The organism is Curtobacterium sp. SL109 (assembly GCF_026672405.1).
Taxonomy (GTDB): domain Bacteria; phylum Actinomycetota; class Actinomycetes; order Actinomycetales; family Microbacteriaceae; genus Curtobacterium.
Genome location: NZ_JAPPRB010000002.1, coordinates 781,821 through 800,183 on the forward strand (window position 1 = coordinate 781,821; position 18,363 = coordinate 800,183).

Sequence of the window (18,363 nt, forward strand, 5' to 3'; positions counted from 1 at the left end):
GCGCGCCGACGACGGCCGGCACGGCATGGCTGACGGCGCGACGGCAGGGGCCGTCACGTGGCGCGGTGGTCCGTTCGGCGAGACCGCACGCGTCGTGCGATGTCCCGGCCCGGCGGGACCGTCGCGTGGGCAGGCTGGCGCCTCCGGCGGACGGCCGGGAGGCTCTGCTGCGGTTACCGGGTGGGTTCCGGCAGCTCGGCGGTCACCGTGAGCAGGAGGTCGCGGAGCGTGGCGCGCTCGTCCGGACTGAGCGGAGCGAGCAGGCGGTCGTCGAGGGCGAGCATCGCGTCCTCGAACCCGGCGATCAGGTCGATGCCGGTGGGGGTGGCGTACACGAGCTTCGTCCGGGCGTTGCCGGCGTCGGCTCGTCGTTCGATGAGGCCCCGTTTCTCGAGCCCCTGCAGGAGGCTCGACACGCTGGCCGCACTGGTCCGGGTCATCTCGGCGATGTCGCGCTGGATGGCGCCCGGGTTCTGCTGCAGGTAGCCGAGCACGAAGCTCTGCTCGTGCGAGAGCTCGCGCTCCCGCACCCACTCGTCCGCGGCCTTGCGCTGGGCCCACCCGATCCAGCGCATGAGCTGGAGCGGTGTGTCGAAGTGCGGTGCCTGCATGATCAGAACTCTAAGTGTTCGAGCTCTAACTGTCAACCGAGGGGGTGCCGCGGCGGTCCATGCGCGAGACGCCGGTGTCTTGGAGCGAGACGCCGGTGTCTTCCCGAGGCGCCGCCGTTTTCCGCGGCGTCTCAGCGCAACACCGGTGTCGTGCGGGTGGGGGTGGGGGTGGGGCGCGGGCGGGGTGGGGCCGGAGTCAGTGCGACGCCGGCGTCTGGGTGTGGGACGCCGGTGTTTCGCGGGCGGGACGCAGGCGTCGGATGCCGGTGAGGACGAGCACGACGACGGCGCCGAGCACGAGACCGAACACGGCTGAGGACGCGGTGTCCGCGAACCACTCCACGACGGGCCCGGCGGGCTCCACCGCGTGGGTGATGACGTGCAGCAGGTCGTACGGTCCGTGCCAGAACGTCTCGGCGAGGTTGGCGATCACGAGGTGCCCACCGACCCAGAGCATGGCGACGGTCCCGACGATGCCGATCGTGCGGAACACGGCGGGCATCGAGCGCACGATGCCGTCACCGAACCGCCGCAGCCCTTCGGAGGGGTGCTCCATCAGTCGCAGGCCGACGTCGTCGATCTTCACCAGGAGTGCCACCGCGCCGTAGACCAGCGCGGTCATGCCGAGGGCGATGAGCGCCAGCGCGCCGAGGGTCAGCCAGAAGCCCATGTCGGGGTCGAGGCTGGCGAGGGCGATGAGCATGATCTCGGTGCTGAGGATCAGGTCGGTCCGGATGGCGCCGAACACGAGCTTGCGTTCGTCGCGGGAGTCGTCCTCGGCGGAGACGTGGTGGTGGCCGAACCACTCGGCGACCTTCTCCGCGCCCTCGAAGGAGAGGTAGGTGCCACCGATGACGAGCAGCCACGGCAGCACCCACGGCGCGAACGACGACAGCAGCAGCGCCACCGGGATGATGATGACGAACTTGTTGAACAGGCTGCCGAGCGCGATCCGCCCGACGACGGGGAGCTCCCGCGCGGGCGCCAGTCCCTGCACGTACTGCGGGGTGACGGCCGCGTCGTCGATGACGACCCCGGCGGTCTTCGCGCTGGCCTTGAGTGCGGCGGAGAGGATGTCGTCGACGACGGCGAGCAACCCGACTGACATGTGCGGTCCCCGGTCTCAGGCCGCGCTGGCGGCGCGGAGGACGTCGTCGGCGGTGGGACGGGAGGGAGCTGCCTGCATGAGGAGAACCCTATTCGTTCACTCAGGCAGAGGCGCTGAGTGCTGACCGCGCTGCCCGCACCACGTCACTGTCGGTCACGAAGTGCGCGGAACCGTCGTCCGCCCCGCCCATCGGCACGCCCGCGTGCGCGCTGTCGGCGGCCGGTCGCTTCGCGGAGAGGTGCACGGCGGCCGCTCCGGTGGCGACGAGGGCCGGCACGTCCGCGGGGATGACCCCAGCGCCGGCCATGACCTGCACGGGCCCGGCAGCCGACACCATGCGGGCGATCGTCGCCGCGCCGGTGAGGGCGGTGGGGGCGGCGCCCGAGGTCAGGACGCGGGTGAACCCGAGGTCGGCGAGCAGTGCGACGGCGGCGACGGGGTCCGCCGCGTGGTCGATCGCCCGGTGCAGGGTGACCTCGACGTCGTTCCGGAGTGCGCGGGCGGTGCCGACGAAGCGCCGCAGGACGTCGTGGTCGAGCGACCCGTCCGCCCCGAGTGCACCGACGACGACACCGGCGACGCCCGAGCGCACGATGGCCTCGAGTTCGCGGTCCATCAGCTCGACCTCGTCCGCGTCGTACACGAACCCGCCCGGGCGGCACCGGACCAGGGCGTGCACGGGGATGCCCGTCGCGACCGCGGCCTCGACGAGCCCGTGCGACGGGGTCAGTCCGCCGAGTTCGAGCCCGACGCAGAGCTCGACCCGGTCGGCGCCGCCGTCTCGAGCGACGACCGCACCCGCGGGCGACGTGACGGCGATCTCGAGGGAGACCGGGGAGTCGAGAGTGGCAGAGGTCACGCGATGGCTCCGAGCGGTTCGTTCGAGGGCGGGATGATCCGGGCACCGAGGTCCGGCGCCGACGGGAACACCCGATCGTACGGGAACATCGGCCGCGCGATCCGGTGGTGCCCGAGGCGCTCGAGGTCCTGGTCGACCCCGCCCGGCGTCAGTGCGAGCATCCAGTCGGCGGCCATGTCGAACAGCTCCGGCTCGAGGTACCCGATCTTCACGATGACGACGTCGGCCTGGCGCGGAGCGAGGTCGAGGTCCGTGAAGTCGTGCTCGTGGTGGTACGGCTTCCGGTACGTCGTGAGGATGGCGTACACGCTGCCGGCCTGCAGCACGACCTCGGTCTCGGCGTCGCGGTCCCCGTGCTTGACCGCGTGCACCCGCCCGGTCATCGTGATCGGTCCGGCGTGGACGTCGTCGACCGCGGCACCCGCCGTCACGGTCACGGTCGCACCGACGCCCGCGGCGACCGCGGTGGCGACGGCATCGGGGCCGGGGACGCTCGCGTAGATGACCGTCGGGCCGTCCTCGGACCGGAACTCCTGCCGTGCCAGCACCTCCGTCAGCCCCCATGTCATGTCGCCGGACCCGCCGGCGGTCGGGTTGTCGCCCGAGTCCGAGACGAAGTACGGCCGTGCGGCGCCGGGAGCGAGCGCGGCGTCGAGGCATTCGGCGAACGAGCCCGTCGGCGCGACGAACACGAAGTCCTCGCGCACGTCCCAGAACGCGCGGGCCAGTCGTTCGGCCCCGGCGGCCACGGCGTCCTGGTCCCACCCGGTGACGACGGTGACGGCACGGTCGCGCGGCTGGTCGGCCCACGCGTACCCGACCCAGATCGCGGCGTCGAGCACGCCGTCCTCGGCCTCGACGACGGGCACCTGGGCGTAGAGCGACGCGGCGGGTTCGAGGCGCGTCGAGGTCTGCTCGCCGGGCAGCAGCACCGGGATCGGCACCCACGCCTTGACCGGACGCTGCGACCCGACCGGGCGGGTGGTGAGCACGTCGACCAGGTTCCGGACGGCGCGCTCCTTCGTCTCCATGGCGTCCTCGTGCGGGGCCATCCGGTAGCAGGTGACCAGGTCGACCTGGTGGGCGAGCTCCGCGGTGACGTTGCCGTGCAGGTCCATCGACGCCGACACGATGACGTCGGGACCGATCACCGCGCGGATGCGTCCGAGCAGGTCGGACTCGGCGTCGTCCAGGCCCTCGACCACCATCGCGCCGTGGATGTCGTACCAGAGGCCGTCCACGGTCGTCGACGACACCAGGGACTGCAGCCGGTCCACGATCTCGGACGCGAGCGACTCGTACGCGTCCCTCGTCACCATCCCGCCGGGCAGCGCGTGCCCGATCAGCGCGCCGCGGAAGTCGGCGGCGTCGGACAGCCCGGCGAGGAAGTCGTAGCGGGCCACGACCTCGTCCCCACGGTCCGGGTGGAAGGCCTCTGCCTGGGTCCTGGTCGGCGTGAACGTCGACGTCTCGATGGCCAACCCGGCGATGGCGATGACCGGCCGCCGAGCCGGAGGACCGGCCGGAGACTGGGCGGGGGTGCTGCTGGGCACGGTGTCAGACACGGACACTCCTGTTCCTGGTGGTCGACTGGGGGATCGGCGCGGACAGCTCCTGCAACGAGGCCGCGAGGCCGCGCTGCAGGGCGAACTGCCCGGCACCGACGAGACCCGCGTCCGCACCGAGCGACGCGCGCTCGATGACGAGGTGCTGCGTCACGAGCGGGTGGCAGCTCTCGTAGAGCTGGCTCCGCACCGCGGCGACGAACGGGTCGAGGGTGGAGAGGATGCCGCCGAGGTAGACGGCGTCCGGGTTGAAGAAGTTCACGTTGGCGGCGAGCACCTCGCCGAGGTACCGACCGGCCAGGCGCACGGCCCTGGTGGCCTCGGGGTCCGCGTCCGATGCGAGCCGGACGACCTCGGCGGTCGAGGACACCGGCACGCCGGCCGCGCTGAGGATCCGCACGAGGGCGGCCCCGGACGCCACGGTCTCCAGACACCCGGTGTTGCCGCACGAGCACGGGGTGTCCCCGGCCGCGTCGATGCGCACGTGCGTGATGTCGCCGGCGGCCCCGGTCGAGCCGCGGTAGAGCCGGCCGTCGATGACGATCCCGGCACCGATCGCCGAACCGGCCTTGATCGTGATGGCCTGTCGTCGTGACGACGGCTGCACGGTCTGCTCGCCCGCGGCCATGCAGTTCGCGTCGTTGTCGACGGCCGCCGGGACGCCGAAGTGCTCCTCGAGCCACGCCGCCACGGGGAAGCCGTTCCACCCGGGCATGCGGCTCGGCAGGTCGACCACCCCGGCCTCGACGTCGACCGGGCCGGGCAGGCTCAGTCCGACACCGCGCAGGCCGTCCGCGCCACGGGTCGCGATCAGCGAGTCCAGCAGCTCCGCCAGCCGGGCCAGCCCGGCGGTCGGGCCGTCGGAGAGCGCGAACGGGACGTTCGAGACGGACTCGAGCGAGCCTCCCGCCAGGACGATGCCGACCCGAGCGTGTCCGCCACCGACGTCCGCGGCGACCGCGTACTCGTCCACCCCGCCGATCCGGAGCACCTTGCGGGGGCGTCCGCCCGTGGAGACGTCGGTGCCCTCCTCGGCGAGGATCCCGTGGTCGAGCAGCTGGGCGACGACGTGCGAGACGGTCGACGGCGCGGCGCCCAGGAGCTGCGCGATCTCGGTGCGGCTCGACGCCTGCCCCGACGCGACGAGTTCCAGCACCCGTGAACTGAGGTCCGGCACGACTTTCTCCAATCCGGCACGAAGACCAGCGCAAGGGCCGACGACGGCCAGGAAACTGCCGTCGTTCCGGGAGCCTAGCTGCCTCGCCGAGGCCGGAGCCCTTTCGCCCGATCCGCAGAAACGAAGTATTTACACGAGAACGTTTGTTTTTCCAACGGCTTTTGCCATTGACTGTGCCCCACCCCGACCACCAGAACCACTCGCACTAGGAGTCCGCATGACCAAGCCCCGTCGCTGGGCCCTCCTCACCGGAGCCGCGCTCGCGGTGAGCGCACTGCTCGCCGGGTGTTCCGGAGGCGGTTCCGCCACCACGAACGCGAAGTCCGACGAGATCAACTACGCGCTGCCGGCGAACTTCACGCCGAACTGGATCCTGCCGATCGGCACCGCCGCGCACCTCAACACGAACAACGGCTCCATCGCGCAGTCCCTGTACGAGCCCCTGGTGGCGTACGACGGCTCCACCGGCAAGATCGCCTGGAACAAGCAGGGCTCGATCGCCACCGCCGCTGACTTCGCGAGCGACGGCAAGAGCGTCACGGTGACCCTGGGCGACCGCACGTGGTCGGACGGCAAGCCGATCACGAGCCGCGACGTCGAGTTCTGGTACAACCTCATCAAGGCCAACAAGGCGCAGTGGGGCTCCTACTCCGAGGGCAAGGTCCCGGACAACTGGACGTCGTTCAAGGCCGTCGACGACACCCACTTCACGATCACGTTCGACAAGGCCTACAACTCCGACTGGATGCTCGCCAACCAGCTCAGCCTGGTCGTCCCGCTCCCGCAGCACGCCTGGGACAAGACCGGTGCCGACGCGACGGTGACCGACGCCGACGAGACCCCCGCCGGCGCCAAGCAGGTGTGGAAGTACATCAACACCGCCGCCGGCAAGATCGCGGACTACGACTCCGACCCGCTGTGGAAGACCATCTCCGGCCCGTACGGCGTCAAGTCGTTCACCACGGCCGGCAAGGTCCAGCTCGTCGCCAACGCGAAGTACGACGGCGGCCAGAAGGCCCAGATCAAGACCGTCAACCTGCTGCCGTTCACGACGTCGGACGCCGAGACGAACGCGGTCCGCTCCGGCGAGGTCGACTACGGCTACATCCAGGCCACGGACATGGACCAGAAGGACTCGTTCACGGGCAAGGGCTACGACGTCAAGCCGTGGACCGGCTGGGCGATCACGTACATGCCGTACAACTTCAACAACCCGACCATGGGTGCCGTCTTCAAGCAGCTCTACGCCCGCCAGGCCGTGCAGATGTCGGTCGACCAGGCCAGCCTGTCGAAGGTCGTCTTCAACGGCACCGCGACCCCGACGTACGGTCCCGTCCCGCAGGCGCAGGCATCCGACTACGTCTCCGAGGCGCAGAAGGACAACCCGTACCCGTTCAGCACGAAGAAGGCCGCGGCACTGCTCACGAGCCACGGCTGGACGAAGCAGGGCGGCACGATGGTCTGCACCGACCCGGGCAGCGGCGACAGCCAGTGCGGCGAGGGTGTCGCGAAGGGCACGAAGTTCACCATGCAGGTGCTGTCGCAGTCCGGCTCGTCCGTGACCGACAACATGATGAGCGCGATCCAGTCCTCGCTCGCCAAGACCGGCATCGGCTTCACCATCAAGACCGCGCCGGTGTCGAGCGTCCTCTCGCAGACCCCGACGTGCACCAGCGACGAGGACAGCTGCAAGTGGGACCTGTCCTTCTTCGGCATCGCCGGCAGCTGGTACTTCCCGGCGTACCCGACCGGTGAGGCGCTGTTCTCCACCGGCGGCTCGGCCAACTTCGGCAGCTACTCCAACACGTCCGTCGACGACCTGGTCAGCGCGACCACGACCTCGACCGACTCGGCCGCGGTGCAGGACTACAGCGAAGCGGTCGCCAAGGACCTGCCCGTGATCTGGCTGCCGAGCCCGGACTACCAGATCTCGGTCGTCAAGAAGGGTCTGACCGGGTTCGAGCAGGACTCGCTGGCCAACTTCCACCCGTCCCAGTGGAAGTGGAGCAAGTAGCCACCTGACCGATCGGGAGGCGCGGTGCGGGTCCGACCCGCACCGCGCCTCCGTCCCGGCTCGCGAACGCCATCCACCAACGGAAGCCGCATGACCACAGTCCTCTACCTCACCCGGCGGGTGCTCCAAGCGCTCGTGGTGATCCTCATCGTCACGATCGTCGTGTTCTGCCTGCTGCACGCCCTGCCGGGCGGTCCCGCCCGCGGCGTCCTCGGCGTCTCCGCGACGCCGGTGCAGATCGCGGCGTTCAACCAAGCGCAGGGCCTCGACCAGCCGTTGCCCGTGCAGTACGTCTGGTTCCTCGGGCGCCTGCTGACCGGCGACCTCGGCACGTCGTACACGCTCAACGAGCCGGTCTCGCAGCTCATCCAGGAACGGCTCCCGAAGACCCTCGTGCTGACCGGCCTGTCCGCGGTCCTCGGGCTCGTCGTCGCGATCCCGATCGGGATGTGGCAGGCGGCCCGCCGCAACGGTGCGGTGGACTACACGGTCACGGCGCTGGCGTTCGTCTTCTACTCGACGCCGGCGTTCTTCCTCGGCCTGGTGCTCATCGTCGTGTTCAGCCAGCAGCTGCCGTGGCTGCCGTCGCAGGCACCGAGCGGCACCACCCTCGCCGAGGTCTTCCAGGACCCGGCCGGTCTCGTGCTCCCCGTGCTGACCGGTGCGCTCGCGATGATCGCCGTGTTCAGCCGGTACATGCGGGCCTCGACGCTGGAGAACCTGCAGGAGGACTACGTCCGCACCGCCCGTGCCGGCGGGGCCTCCACCGCCACGATCCTCCGGCGGCACGTGTTCCGGAACTCGCTGACGCCCGTCGTCGCGATGCTCGGCTACTACCTGCCCGTCCTGTTCGGCGGCGCGCTCGTCACCGAGCAGCTGTTCAACTACCCCGGCATGGGCCTGCTGTTCTGGAACGCGGCGCAGTCCTCGGACTACCCGACGCTGCTCGGCTGCGTCCTCGTCATCTCGATCGCGACCGTCGTCGGCACCCTGGTGGCCGACGTCGCGCAGTCGCTCATCGATCCTCGTGTGAAGGCGGACCGCGCATGACCGTCCAACTGGCCCCTGAAGCCCCGGGCGCCCCCGTCACGGTCGCCGCGACCGGGTTCCGCCTGGCCGCCCGCCGGTTCTCGCACAACACCCTCGCGGTCATCGGCCTCGTCGTGATCGTCGTGATCGTGCTGTTCTGCTTCGTCGGTCCCTTCCTCTCCCCGACCGACCAGACGCACACGCTCCTCGAGCAGGCCAACCAGCGCCCGAGCGGCTCGCACTGGCTCGGCACCGACGCCGTCGGGCACGACGTCCTCGGCCGACTGATGTACGGCGGCAAGGTCTCGCTCCTGGTCGGCATCGCCGCCGGGGTCCTGGCGACCGTCGTCGGCACGCTGTGGGGCTCGATCGCCGGGTACGTCGGCGGCTGGGTCGACGCCGTGATGATGCGCGTGGTGGACGCCGGCATCGCGATCCCCGCGCTGTTCATCCTGCTCGTCATCTCCGCGATCACGACGCCGGGGGTCGCCGGGCTCATCCTCGTCCTCGGCCTGGTGTCGTGGCTGGTGCCGTCCCGACTGATCCGCGCCGAGACCCTGACGCTGAAGAACCGCGACTACGTCCTCACCCTGCGCGCGATCGGCGGCTCCCACGCCCGCGCCATCGGCAAGCACCTGCTGCCGAACTCGGTCTCCACGATCGTGGTCGCCGCCACGTTCCAGGTCGCCGACGCGATCCTCCTCGTCGCCTACGTCTCGTACCTCGGCCTGGGCGTCCAGCCGCCGGCGACGGACTGGGGCGGCATGCTCTCGGCGGGCCTCACAGCCGCCTACTCGGGACGCTGGTGGCTGATCGTGCCACCGGGTCTCGCCGTGATCCTCGTCGTCTGCGCGTTCAACGCCGTGGGCGACGGACTGCGGGACGCCTTCGACGTGAGGGGCCGCGGATGACCGCCGACCAGATCCTCCGGATGACCGACCTCGGGGTCTCCTTCAGCACCGAGTCCGGCACGGTCGACGCCGTCCGCGGTGTCTCGCTGACCGTCGCCCCCGGCGAGACGCTCGCGCTCGTCGGCGAGTCGGGATCGGGCAAGTCCACCGTGGCGCTCGCCGCGATGGGGCTGCTCTCCGGCAACGCCACGGCCCACGGCAGCGCCGTCGTCGCCGGGCACGAGGTCGTCGGTGCCGCCGAACCCGCCCTGCGCGGGCTGCGCGGACAGACCGTCTCGATGGTCTTCCAGGAGCCCGCCACCGCGCTCGACCCCCTCACCCGGGTCGGCGCGCAGATCGCCGAGGTCGTCCGGAACCACCGCTCGGTCTCCGCGTCCGAGGCAGCGGCCGCAGCCGTCGACCTGCTGGACCGCGTCGGCATCCCCGACCCGGCCGAGCGCGCGAAGGCGTTCCCGTTCCAGCTCTCCGGCGGCCAGCGCCAGCGCGTCGTCATCGCCATGGCCATCGCGAACAGCCCCGCGCTGCTCATCGCCGACGAGCCCACGACCGCACTCGACGTCACGGTGCAGGCCGAGATCCTCGAGCTGCTCCGCGCGCTCGCCGTGGACAGCGGCACCGGCGTGCTGCTCGTCACCCACAACATGGGCGTCGTCGCGGACTTCGCCGACCGGGTCGCCGTGATGCTCCAGGGCGAGATCGTCGAGACCGGCAGCGTCGAGGACGTCCTGCTCCGCCCGCAGCACGAGTACACGAAGCGCCTGCTCGCCGCGGTGCCCCGGCTGGACACCGTCGAGTCCGTGACCGGCCGCGACCGTGCGGCGGCTCCCGTCGCACCCGTGGTCGCGTCCGACCCGGACGGGAGGCCCGACACCGCCCCGGTGGTCGACCTGCGGGACGTCTCGGTGACGTTCGGGCGCGGGGCGCGGGCGGTCCACGCCCTGAGCGGGATCGACATCGCCGTGCACGCCGGTGAGACCGTCGGCCTGGTCGGCGAGTCCGGCTCCGGCAAGTCCACGGCGGCGCGCGTCGCCCTCGGGCTCGTCAAGCCGAGCGGCGGGGAGGTCCGCCTGTTCGGGCAGGACCTCCGCCGGATCCCTCGGCGCGACCGACGCTCGCTGCGGTCGGGCATCGGCGTCGTGCTGCAGGACCCCGTGGCCTCGCTCGACGCCCGGATGTCCGTGGCCGAGTGCATCGCCGAACCGCTCGCCGTGCACCGCCGGGGGACCTCCTCCGCGGACCGACGGAAGCGTGTGGACGAGGCCCTGGACGCCGTGCGGCTGCCCCGGGCGCTGGCGTCCCGTGCGCCGCGCGAGCTCTCCGGTGGGCAGCGGCAGCGCGTCAGCCTGGCGCGGGCCCTGGTGCTCGAGCCGCGGCTGCTCGTCGCCGACGAACCCACCTCGGCGCTCGACGTCAGCGTGCAGGAAGCCGTGCTCGACGTCCTCACCGAGCTGCAGGCCGAGTTCGGGTTCGCGTGCCTGTTCGTCTCGCACGACCTCGCCGTCGTGCAGCACTTCGCCGAGCGGGTCGTCGTGATGCGCCGCGGTGTCGTCGAGGAGCAGGGCACCACCGGCACGACGCTGCTGCACCCGACGACCGACTACACCAGGCGGTTGTTGGCGGCCGTCCCCGTGCCGGACCCCGTGCTGCAACGGCAGCGTCGGGCCGAGCGGCTCGCCACCCTCGCGGCGGTGACCTCGTGACCCCGGTGCTCGCCGGCATCGACGTCGGCGGGACGAACACCAAGGTGGTCCTGGCGACCACCGAGCTCGAGGTGATCGACCGACGCGACCTGCCCACGCCCGCGCACGCGGGCGGCGCGGCGATCGTGGACGCGGCGCTCGGGGTGGTGACGGACCTGCTCGAGACGCACCGGGCCTCCTTGGCGGGTGTCGGGGTGGGCGCGGCCGGCGTGGTCGACGCGACCACCGGGACCGTGCTCGTCACCGGCAACTCGTTCACCGGGTGGGCCGGGCACGGCGTGACCGCGCACGTGTCCGAGCGGCTCGGTGTCCCCGCGACGCTCGACAACGACGTCAACGCGTTCCTGCTCGGCGAGGTCGCCGCCGGCGCCGTCGTGGGGGAGCGCGACGTGCTCGGGATGACCCTCGGCACCGGGGTCGGCGGGGCCCTCGTGCTCGGGGGCTCGCTGTTCGCCGGGCCGCGCGGTGCCGCCGGGGAGATCGGCCACGTGCCGGGCTTCGGCGACGGGCTCTGCACCTGCGGGCAGCACGGGCACCTCGAGACGATCGCGGCGGCGCGGGGCATGGCCGCCCGCTACGAGGCCGCGACCGGACGACGCCTGCCGGTGCACACGATCGCCGACGCCGCGCGGGCCGAGGACCCGGACGCACTCGACGTCTTCCGGACCGCCGGGTGGGGGATCGCCCGGGGCATCCTGCTCACGGCGGGGATCCTCGACGTGACGACGGTCGTCATCGGGGGCGGGGTCGCCCGGGCCTGGGACCTGCTGTCCCCGGCGATCGAGGCGGCCATCGCTGCCGAGCCACCCGTCAGCGGGGCGTCGATCCGGGTCGAGCCGTCGACGCTCGGCTCCGACGCGGTCGCCCTCGGGGCGGCGGCGCAGGTGCGGGCGCGGGTGCTGGCGGCCGTCGCGTAGGCAGGCGGGCGCTGGTGCGTCCGTTGGCGATCACGCTGAGCCGAGTCTCGGCGTCCCGGACACAACGCGCGGCCGGCGTCGCGAGTTGTGTCCGCCGAGACGAGACTCGGCGGGCCCTGCCGGCGGTCAGCCGGCCGTCGGGGGTGCCAGGGGGATCGCGTCGCTCGTCGAGCGGAGCGACTCCTGGCGCAGTTCGAGCTGCGAGACCGCCAGCGCCGCCAGGTCGCGGAGGTTCGCCAGGTCGGCCTCGGTCGCCGTGCGCGGACGGGTGTCGAGCACGGCCAGGGTGCCGATCGCGGTGCCGTCGTGGCGGACGAGCGGCACGCTGACGTAGAACCGGATGCCGAGGGGACCGGTGACGAGCGGGCTGTTCCGCATCTCCGGGTGCGCCGAGCCGTCGGGGATCACCACGGGGACCGGGACCGGGGCGAAGCCGTTCCGGAAGCTGATGTGCCGTGCGGACTCGTCGATGCCCTCGGCCAGGTACGACTGCGACCACTCGCGGTCCTCGTCGAGCACCTCGACCAGGGCGATCGGGGCGTCGAACAGACGTGCGGCCATGGCCGTGGTCCGCTGCAGGGCCTCTTCGGGCAGCAGGTCGAGCGTCGCCGGGTGCGACCCCGTGGCGGGGCGTTGGCCGGTGGCGGTGCGGGTGCCGGTGCCGGTGCTCGGTCCGGCGCTGCGCGTGCCGGTGCCGGTGCCGGTGCTCGGTCCGGCGCTGCGCGTCGTGTCCGTCTCCGTCGCGCGGGTCGCGGTGCCGGGCGCGTCCGTGTCGACCACACGGTCCTCGGCCGTGGTGTCCGCGATGACGACGTCGCGGAGCAGGCCGACCAGGGCCTCCCCGGTCGGCCGCTGTGCCGGGTCCCTGGCCGTCATCGCGGTCAGGGCGCGCTGCCAGTGCGTCGGCAGCGGGTCCGGCACGACGGGGTCGCGCGACAGCCGAGCGACCGCGGACTCGACGAGCGACCCGGGGAACTCCCGCCGGCGGGTGAAGCACTGCAGCAGCACCAGTCCGAGCGAGTAGACGTCGCTCGCCGGGCCGACGTCACCGCCGCGGGCCTGCTCCGGGCTGAGGTAGGCGGCCGTCCCCGTCGTCACGCCGTCGGCGGTCAGTCGTTCGACGCCGTCGGCCAGCGCGATGCCGAAGTCCGTCAGCCGAGCCCGGGCACGGTCGGCCCGGTTGCCGTAGTCGACGAGCAGGATGTTCGACGGCTTGATGTCGCGGTGCACGACGCCGCGGTCGTGGATGTAGTGGAGCGCCTCGGCCATGTCGTAGCCGACCTCGGCGATGTGCCGCGAGGCCAGCGGCCCGAGCCCCAGGCGCTCCTCGAGGTCCTGCCCGTGCACGAGCGCCATCACGATGAACCGCTGCGGCGTCCCGTGCTCGTCCTCGACGACGCCGGCGTCGAGCAGGCTGACCAGGTTGTGGTGGTCGAGCGACGCCAGGACGCCCTGCTCGGCCTCCTGTCGCGCGATGTCGACCAGGCCCGGGTGGAAGACCTTCACGGCGACGGGCCGGTCGAGGCTCTCGTCGAGGGCGTCGTACACGACCGACATCCCACCGCGGCCGATGACCGTCCGGAGCCGGTAGCGCCCGCCGAGGAGCGCGTGTGGCGCCTCCTGACCTTCCGTCATCATGCGTGCATCATCCCATCCGGCTGCGGTCCGGGCGCGCGTTGATCCCGAGCACGCGCTGCTCCGGTCGCGCTGCTCCGGTCGCGCTGCTCCGGTCGCGCTGCTCCGGTCGCGCTGCTCCGGTCGCGCTGCTCCGGTCGCGCCGCTCCGCTCACGCTGCGCCGCTGGACACCGGCGTTCAGTCGTCGCGCCGCGATCATCCGCGGCGCGACCCGTGAACACCGGTGTCCCGCGCCCGGACAGCCGTAGCATCGAGGACGTGGCCACCAATGCAGCACCTGTCGTCCTCCTGACCGCGTTCGAGCCGTTCGGGGGTGCCGAGCGGAACCCCTCGTGGGACGCCGTCCAGGCCGTCGCCGAGTCGTGGGACGGCCCCGGCACCGTCGTCGTGGCGCAGCTGCCCGTCGTCTTCGCCGAGGTCCGCGCGGCCCTCGTCGCCGCGATCACCGAGCACCGCCCCGACCTGGTCATCGCCACCGGTGTCGCCGAGGGACGCGACGCCGTCACCCCCGAGCGCGTCGCGGTCAACGTCGACGACGCCCGCATCCCGGACAACTCCGGTGCGCAGCCGATCGACGAACCGATCGACCAGCGCGGGCCGGACGGCTTCCTGACGACCCTGCCGATCAAGCGCATCGTCCGAGCGGCGACCGAGGCCGGGGTCGCCGCATCCGTGTCGAACACGGCGGGCACCTTCACCTGCAACCACGCCTTCTACGAGCTGATGTCGATCGCGGCGAACGAGACCTTCCGCGCTGGCTTCGTGCACGTCCCCGCCACGCCGGAGTCGGCGACCGGGGACGTCCCGACGCTGCCGCTGGCCGACATCGTCACCGCGCTCGAGGTCGCCGTCCGCGAGAGCCTCGACCCCGCGGCCGACGCGGTGCTGGTCGGCGGCGCCGAGCACTAGTCGTCCCGCCCTGGTCAGTCGCCGCGAGCCCTGCCAGGATGCACTCGTGCTCGACGATGCAGACCGGGACCTCATGCGTGCCTTCGCACGCTTCCTCGACCACGCGAACGACCTCGCGGCGACGGAGCAGCGTGCCACGCTGACCCCGATCGGCGAGCGGCTCCGCGACCACCTCGGCGCGGACCCGCAGACCATCCCCGTGGTGACCGAGGAGTTCGCCGACCACCGGCTCGTCGACGCCGACATCGCGCTCGACGAACTCACGGGCCCCGACCCGGACGCGCTCGTCGGCATCGCCGGGGACGACGGCCGCTTCCACAGCTCGATCAGCGAGTTCGTCGCGCACGCCCACACGCGGTGGTCGCTCGGCCCCGTGAGCTACGCCACCCGTGCCACCGGCCCGGACACGACCCGACGGGTGGTGTCCTTCGGGCTGCGCCTCATCACCTTCGAGGGCGCGCCCCTCGTCGTCCTGCAACGCAGCGCAAAGCCCGAGTACGGCCGGTCGAGCGCCACGCTCGAGGTGCTCGCCGTCGACCAGGACCTCGCGACGACCTTCCTCACCCGGGTCCGCGCGCTGATGATCGAGCGGAGCGTGCTGCGCGGCCAGGTGCTCTCGTTCGTCCAGTCGCAGTACGGCGCCGACGCCGGCGCGACGTTCCTCCGGCGGCCGGAGACGACCGCGGACGACGTCGTCCTGGCCGACGGGGTGCTCGACGAGGTCGTCGCGCATGTCGTCGGGATCGGCGAGCAGCGCCAGGCGCTCCTGGCCGCCGGGCAGCACCTGAAGCGCGGGGTCCTGCTCTACGGCCCGCCCGGCACCGGCAAGACCCTGACGATCCGGCACCTGCTGCACCGGACCGAGGGCGTCACCGCGGTGCTGCTGACCGGGTCGAGCATCGCCGCGATCGGTGCCGCGGCCGAGGTCGCCCGCACCTTCCAGCCGTCCATCGTCGTGCTCGAGGACATCGACCTCGTCGCCATGGAGCGCGACATGACGCCTCAGCCCCTGCTGTTCGAGGTGCTCGACGCGCTCGACGGCCTGGACGGGGACGCCGACGTGGCCTTCGTCATGACGACGAACCGGGTGTCGGTGCTCGAACGGGCGCTCGCCGACCGGCCCGGGCGGGTCGACCTCGCCGTCGAGGTCCCGCTGCCCGGCCTGCCCGAGCGGACGCGGCTGTTCCGTCGCTACGCGGGCGCGCTGCCGTTCTCCGACGAGGTCCTCGCGCAGGCGGCCGAGCGCGCCGACGGCACGACGGGCTCCTTCGCGAAGGAGCTCATGCGGCGGAGCGTCCTCGGTGCGGCGATGCGCGGCGGCGAGCCTTCGGACGCCGACCTGCTCGACGCGCTCGAGTCCCTGCTCACGGCGCGCTCGGCGCTGACCCGCAAGCTGCTCGGCACCCGTGGCGACGAGGACACGGACGCCGACGGCATCGAACCCGAGGACGTGGTGGACTTCGCGTTCGTCGCCGGCCAGGGCGAGCCCGGCTTCCCGGTCATCGTGCCGTCGGTCGCGGACGAGCACGGGCGCGCCGATGACCTGGGACTCGGGACGACTGCGGACGATCGGCCTCCTTCCGACCAGTGAGCAGCGATCGCCCGCCGCCAGCGCCGTGGTACCTCAGCGCACGACGGCGGTCGACGACTGCGCTGTTCGTCGGAACTGCGCGGACCAGGCCACCGCCACGGCGATCACGATCAGCAGGACGGCACTGACCAGCCCCGTGCCGACGGCGAGACCGCCCCGCGCGTGCGGGACCGCGACCCAGTCCGCGAAGGACGCCCCCACCGGCCGGGTGAGCACGTACGCCGTCCAGAACGACAGGACCGGGCCGAGGACGCCGCCCAAGCGACCGAGGACGACGACGGCCATGGCGGCGACGAAGACCATCCCACCGGCGAAGTACCCGAGGTGGAAGGTGCTGGCGAGCAGGTCGCCGGCAGCGGTGCCCATCGCGAACGTGGCGATGACTGCGGCCCAGTAGAAGCACTGTCGGCGCAGGCTGGTGATGGTGTGCACGTCGAGGCTTCCCTCGGTGCGGCGCCACACCACGAACACGGCCACGAGGCCGACCAGGAACACCGGTGCGGAGACCAGGTAGGGGACGCCGAGAGCGACGTGGGTGACGTCGGCGATCATCGTGCCGAACACCCCGACCATCGACACGGCCGCCCAGTACCTCCAGGGCGCGTACCGGGTCGCGGCGAGCTGCACGACGAGGACGACCGCGAAGAGCACGGCCGTGACCAGGACCGTCGGGACGGGATCGAACCGTGTGACGAGGAAGTCGGAGAGTGCCTCGCCCATCGCCGTGGTGACCACCTTGATGACCCAGAACGACGTCGTCGGGTCGGGCACACGGTTCGGTGCGTTGGGCGTCGTCGCGGTCATCCTCGTCGGTCCCGACCGGCCGCGGCTGGCTGGTCGGACGGATCGCCGTGCGTTCCTGACCGGCGGCCGGCCCGACGGCGGAGCGCCCCGATCACGATCGGGAGCACCGAGACCAGGACGATCACGATCATGAGGACGTCGATGTTGTGTGCCACGAACGGGATCCCGCCGAGCAGCACCCCGACAGCGGTCAGGCCTGCAGCCCATGCGATCGCCCCGATGAGGTTGAACAGCAGGAACCGGCGGTAGTGCATCCCGGCGGTGCCGGCCGCGAGGGGGACGTACGTCCGGACGACGGGGACGAACCGGCCGAGGACGAGTGAGAGCCCGCCCCACCGGGTGAAGAACGCCTCTGCCTCGTTGAGTCGAGCGGTGGTGAGCAGACGCGCGTCGTCCCGGAACCAGCGACGCCCGAAGCGCTTGCCGAGCCAGTACCCGACCTGGTCACCGGCGATCGCCGCGAGGGACGCGACGAGCGCGACCTGCCACGGCGTGACGCCCAGGGCGCTGCTGATGATCGCGGCGGTGACGAGCAGGGAGTCACCGGGCAGGAACGGGAACAGCACCCCGGACTCGATGAAGATGAGCACGGCGATGCCCACGAGGACGTACGGACCGAAGGCGTGCAGCACGGATGCTGCGTCGAGGAGGTGCACGGCGAGGGGGACGGTGGCGGTCACGAGGAGACACCCAGCTGCGCCTGCGGAGCGGTGGCATCGCGACGGAGACGGATCGAGAGCCAGCTGATGACCGCGGCGATGAGGACCAGGAACACGACGCTGGTGGTGATGGTGCCGATGCCGAGGCCGCCGTCCTCGACCGGCGACGAGAGCAGGTCGCCGGTGGAGGCACCGAGCGGTCGGGTGAGGATGTACGCGATCCAGAAGCACACGACCGGGCCGCGGTGCCCGATGAACCAGACGGCCGCGGTCAGGGCGATCGCCCCGGCGAACAACAGCAGCGACGGGAAGTACCCGAGTCCGGTCTGCTCCGCGATCAGGTCACCGGCGGCGGTGCCGAGGGCGAACGTGAAGAGGATCGCCAGCCAGTAGAACGCTTCCCGGCGGACCGCGTCGATGCTGTGGATCGAGATGGTCCCCTCGGATCGGTACCAGATGACGAAGACGGCTGCCAGCGCCACGGCGAAGACGGTCGTGCTGAGGGCCAGCGGGACGCCGAGCCCGTCCGTCAGGTTGTCCGTGATGCACGTGCCGACGATGCTGATCAGGACCACGGTGACCCAGTACAGCGACGGCCGGTAGGAGCGGGTCCGGAACTGCAGGACCAGGAACACGACGAGCGTGACGGCCATGACCAGGGTCGTCAGCGGCAGGCCGAGCCCGACCGTGTCGCTGAGGAGGTCCGCTGCGGTCTCACCGACGGTTGTGGCGAGGATCTTGATGACCCAGAACGACACGGTCGGGTCCGGCACCTTGTTCGAGCGGACGCGGGTCCGCAGCCGGGCTGCTGGCGCGTGGGACATGACGTTCTCCTCGTCGGGACGGACCGGACCGCAGATGCGGGAGCGGCGA

16 protein-coding genes are annotated in these 18,363 nt (G+C 71.9%); 7 read left to right on the forward strand and 9 right to left on the reverse strand.

Annotation, left to right across the window (positions count from 1 at the left end; genetic code table 11):
* Nucleotides 1-173: 173 nt before the first annotated feature.
* From OVA28_RS05210 to OVA28_RS05230, 5 genes are all read right to left on the reverse strand, one after another.
* A complete protein-coding gene (locus OVA28_RS05210; protein WP_228504442.1) occupies nt 174-611 on the reverse strand; it encodes a MarR family winged helix-turn-helix transcriptional regulator in 438 nt (145 codons plus the stop codon).
* A gap of 196 nt (nt 612-807) precedes the next feature.
* Nucleotides 808-1,719 carry a DUF808 domain-containing protein gene (locus OVA28_RS05215; protein ID WP_268096028.1) on the reverse strand — a complete coding sequence of 304 codons (912 nt, stop codon included), beginning with the start codon at nt 1,717-1,719 and terminating at the stop codon, nt 808-810.
* Between the two features lie 100 nt (nt 1,720-1,819).
* The gene (locus OVA28_RS05220; RefSeq protein WP_268096029.1) at nt 1,820-2,578 is read right to left on the reverse strand and encodes a copper homeostasis protein CutC; all 759 of its coding nucleotides are present in this window, start codon (nt 2,576-2,578) and stop codon (nt 1,820-1,822) included.
* Nucleotides 2,575-4,143: a M81 family metallopeptidase gene (locus tag OVA28_RS05225; protein WP_268096030.1), complete on the reverse strand. Its 1,569-nt coding sequence runs from the start codon at nt 4,141-4,143 to the stop codon at nt 2,575-2,577. The genes OVA28_RS05220 and OVA28_RS05225 overlap by 4 nt, the downstream gene beginning before the upstream one ends.
* Complete coding sequence (locus tag OVA28_RS05230) at nt 4,136-5,320, reverse strand: ROK family protein (RefSeq protein ID WP_268096031.1); 1,185 nt, start codon at nt 5,318-5,320, stop codon at nt 4,136-4,138. The genes OVA28_RS05225 and OVA28_RS05230 overlap by 8 nt, the downstream gene beginning before the upstream one ends.
* A 217-nt stretch (nt 5,321-5,537) precedes the next feature.
* On the opposite strand from OVA28_RS05230, the gene OVA28_RS05235 reads away from it, so the two are divergent.
* The 5 genes from OVA28_RS05235 (at nt 5,538) to OVA28_RS05255 (ending at nt 11,891) form a co-directional block, all read left to right on the forward strand.
* A complete protein-coding gene (locus OVA28_RS05235; RefSeq protein ID WP_268096032.1) occupies nt 5,538-7,334 on the forward strand; it encodes a peptide ABC transporter substrate-binding protein in 1,797 nt (598 codons plus the stop codon).
* A gap of 90 nt (nt 7,335-7,424) precedes the next feature.
* Entirely contained in the window at nt 7,425-8,384 is a 960-nt protein-coding gene (locus OVA28_RS05240; RefSeq protein ID WP_268096033.1) for an ABC transporter permease, read from the forward strand.
* Nucleotides 8,381-9,274 carry an ABC transporter permease gene (locus tag OVA28_RS05245; RefSeq protein ID WP_268096034.1) on the forward strand — a complete coding sequence of 298 codons (894 nt, stop codon included), beginning with the start codon at nt 8,381-8,383 and terminating at the stop codon, nt 9,272-9,274. The genes OVA28_RS05240 and OVA28_RS05245 overlap by 4 nt, the downstream gene beginning before the upstream one ends.
* Nucleotides 9,271-10,974: a dipeptide ABC transporter ATP-binding protein gene (locus OVA28_RS05250; protein WP_268096036.1), complete on the forward strand. Its 1,704-nt coding sequence runs from the start codon at nt 9,271-9,273 to the stop codon at nt 10,972-10,974. The genes OVA28_RS05245 and OVA28_RS05250 overlap by 4 nt, the downstream gene beginning before the upstream one ends.
* Nucleotides 10,971-11,891, forward strand: a complete 921-nt coding sequence (locus OVA28_RS05255; protein ID WP_268096037.1) for an ROK family protein — start codon at nt 10,971-10,973, stop codon at nt 11,889-11,891. The genes OVA28_RS05250 and OVA28_RS05255 overlap by 4 nt, the downstream gene beginning before the upstream one ends.
* Nucleotides 11,892-12,017: 126 nt before the next feature.
* Here OVA28_RS05255 and OVA28_RS05260 read toward each other — a convergent pair whose 3' ends face one another.
* The gene (locus OVA28_RS05260; protein WP_268096038.1) at nt 12,018-13,529 is read right to left on the reverse strand and encodes a GAF domain-containing serine/threonine-protein kinase; all 1,512 of its coding nucleotides are present in this window, start codon (nt 13,527-13,529) and stop codon (nt 12,018-12,020) included.
* Between the two features lie 256 nt (nt 13,530-13,785).
* Between OVA28_RS05260 and pcp the strand changes: the two genes are divergently transcribed.
* Both pcp and OVA28_RS05270 read left to right on the forward strand, forming a co-directional pair.
* Nucleotides 13,786-14,436: a pyroglutamyl-peptidase I gene (gene pcp, locus OVA28_RS05265; protein ID WP_268096039.1), complete on the forward strand. Its 651-nt coding sequence runs from the start codon at nt 13,786-13,788 to the stop codon at nt 14,434-14,436.
* Nucleotides 14,437-14,482: 46 nt separating this feature from the next.
* Entirely contained in the window at nt 14,483-16,027 is a 1,545-nt protein-coding gene (locus tag OVA28_RS05270; RefSeq protein ID WP_268096040.1) for an AAA family ATPase, read from the forward strand.
* Between the two features lie 33 nt (nt 16,028-16,060).
* Here OVA28_RS05270 and OVA28_RS05275 read toward each other — a convergent pair whose 3' ends face one another.
* The 3 genes from OVA28_RS05275 to OVA28_RS05285 are packed head-to-tail and all read right to left on the reverse strand — an operon-like array spanning nt 16,061 to nt 18,314.
* A complete protein-coding gene (locus OVA28_RS05275) occupies nt 16,061-16,831 on the reverse strand; it encodes a COG4705 family protein (protein WP_268096041.1) in 771 nt (256 codons plus the stop codon).
* On the reverse strand, nt 16,828-17,511 hold the full coding sequence (locus OVA28_RS05280) for a DedA family protein (protein WP_194659781.1): 684 nt from the start codon (nt 17,509-17,511) through the stop codon (nt 16,828-16,830). The genes OVA28_RS05275 and OVA28_RS05280 overlap by 4 nt, the downstream gene beginning before the upstream one ends.
* Nucleotides 17,508-18,314, reverse strand: a complete 807-nt coding sequence (locus OVA28_RS05285; protein WP_268096042.1) for a COG4705 family protein — start codon at nt 18,312-18,314, stop codon at nt 17,508-17,510. Before OVA28_RS05285 ends, OVA28_RS05280 begins: the two co-directional genes overlap by 4 nt.
* Nucleotides 18,315-18,363: the final 49 nt, after the last annotated feature.

Coding starts and splice junctions, on each gene's coding strand:
- OVA28_RS05215 (WP_268096028.1), bottom strand. CDS start 1,719: ATGTCAGTCGGGTTGCTCGCCGTCGTCGACGACATCCTCTCCGCCGCA.
- OVA28_RS05235 (WP_268096032.1), top strand. CDS start 5,538: ATGACCAAGCCCCGTCGCTGGGCCCTCCTCACCGGAGCCGCGCTCGCG.
- OVA28_RS05250 (WP_268096036.1), top strand. CDS start 9,271: ATGACCGCCGACCAGATCCTCCGGATGACCGACCTCGGGGTCTCCTTC.
- OVA28_RS05240 (WP_268096033.1), top strand. CDS start 7,425: ATGACCACAGTCCTCTACCTCACCCGGCGGGTGCTCCAAGCGCTCGTG.
- OVA28_RS05210 (WP_228504442.1), bottom strand. CDS start 611: ATGCAGGCACCGCACTTCGACACACCGCTCCAGCTCATGCGCTGGATC.
- OVA28_RS05275 (WP_268096041.1), bottom strand. CDS start 16,831: ATGACCGCGACGACGCCCAACGCACCGAACCGTGTGCCCGACCCGACG.
- OVA28_RS05260 (WP_268096038.1), bottom strand. CDS start 13,529: ATGATGACGGAAGGTCAGGAGGCGCCACACGCGCTCCTCGGCGGGCGC.
- OVA28_RS05285 (WP_268096042.1), bottom strand. CDS start 18,314: ATGTCCCACGCGCCAGCAGCCCGGCTGCGGACCCGCGTCCGCTCGAAC.
- OVA28_RS05245 (WP_268096034.1), top strand. CDS start 8,381: ATGACCGTCCAACTGGCCCCTGAAGCCCCGGGCGCCCCCGTCACGGTC.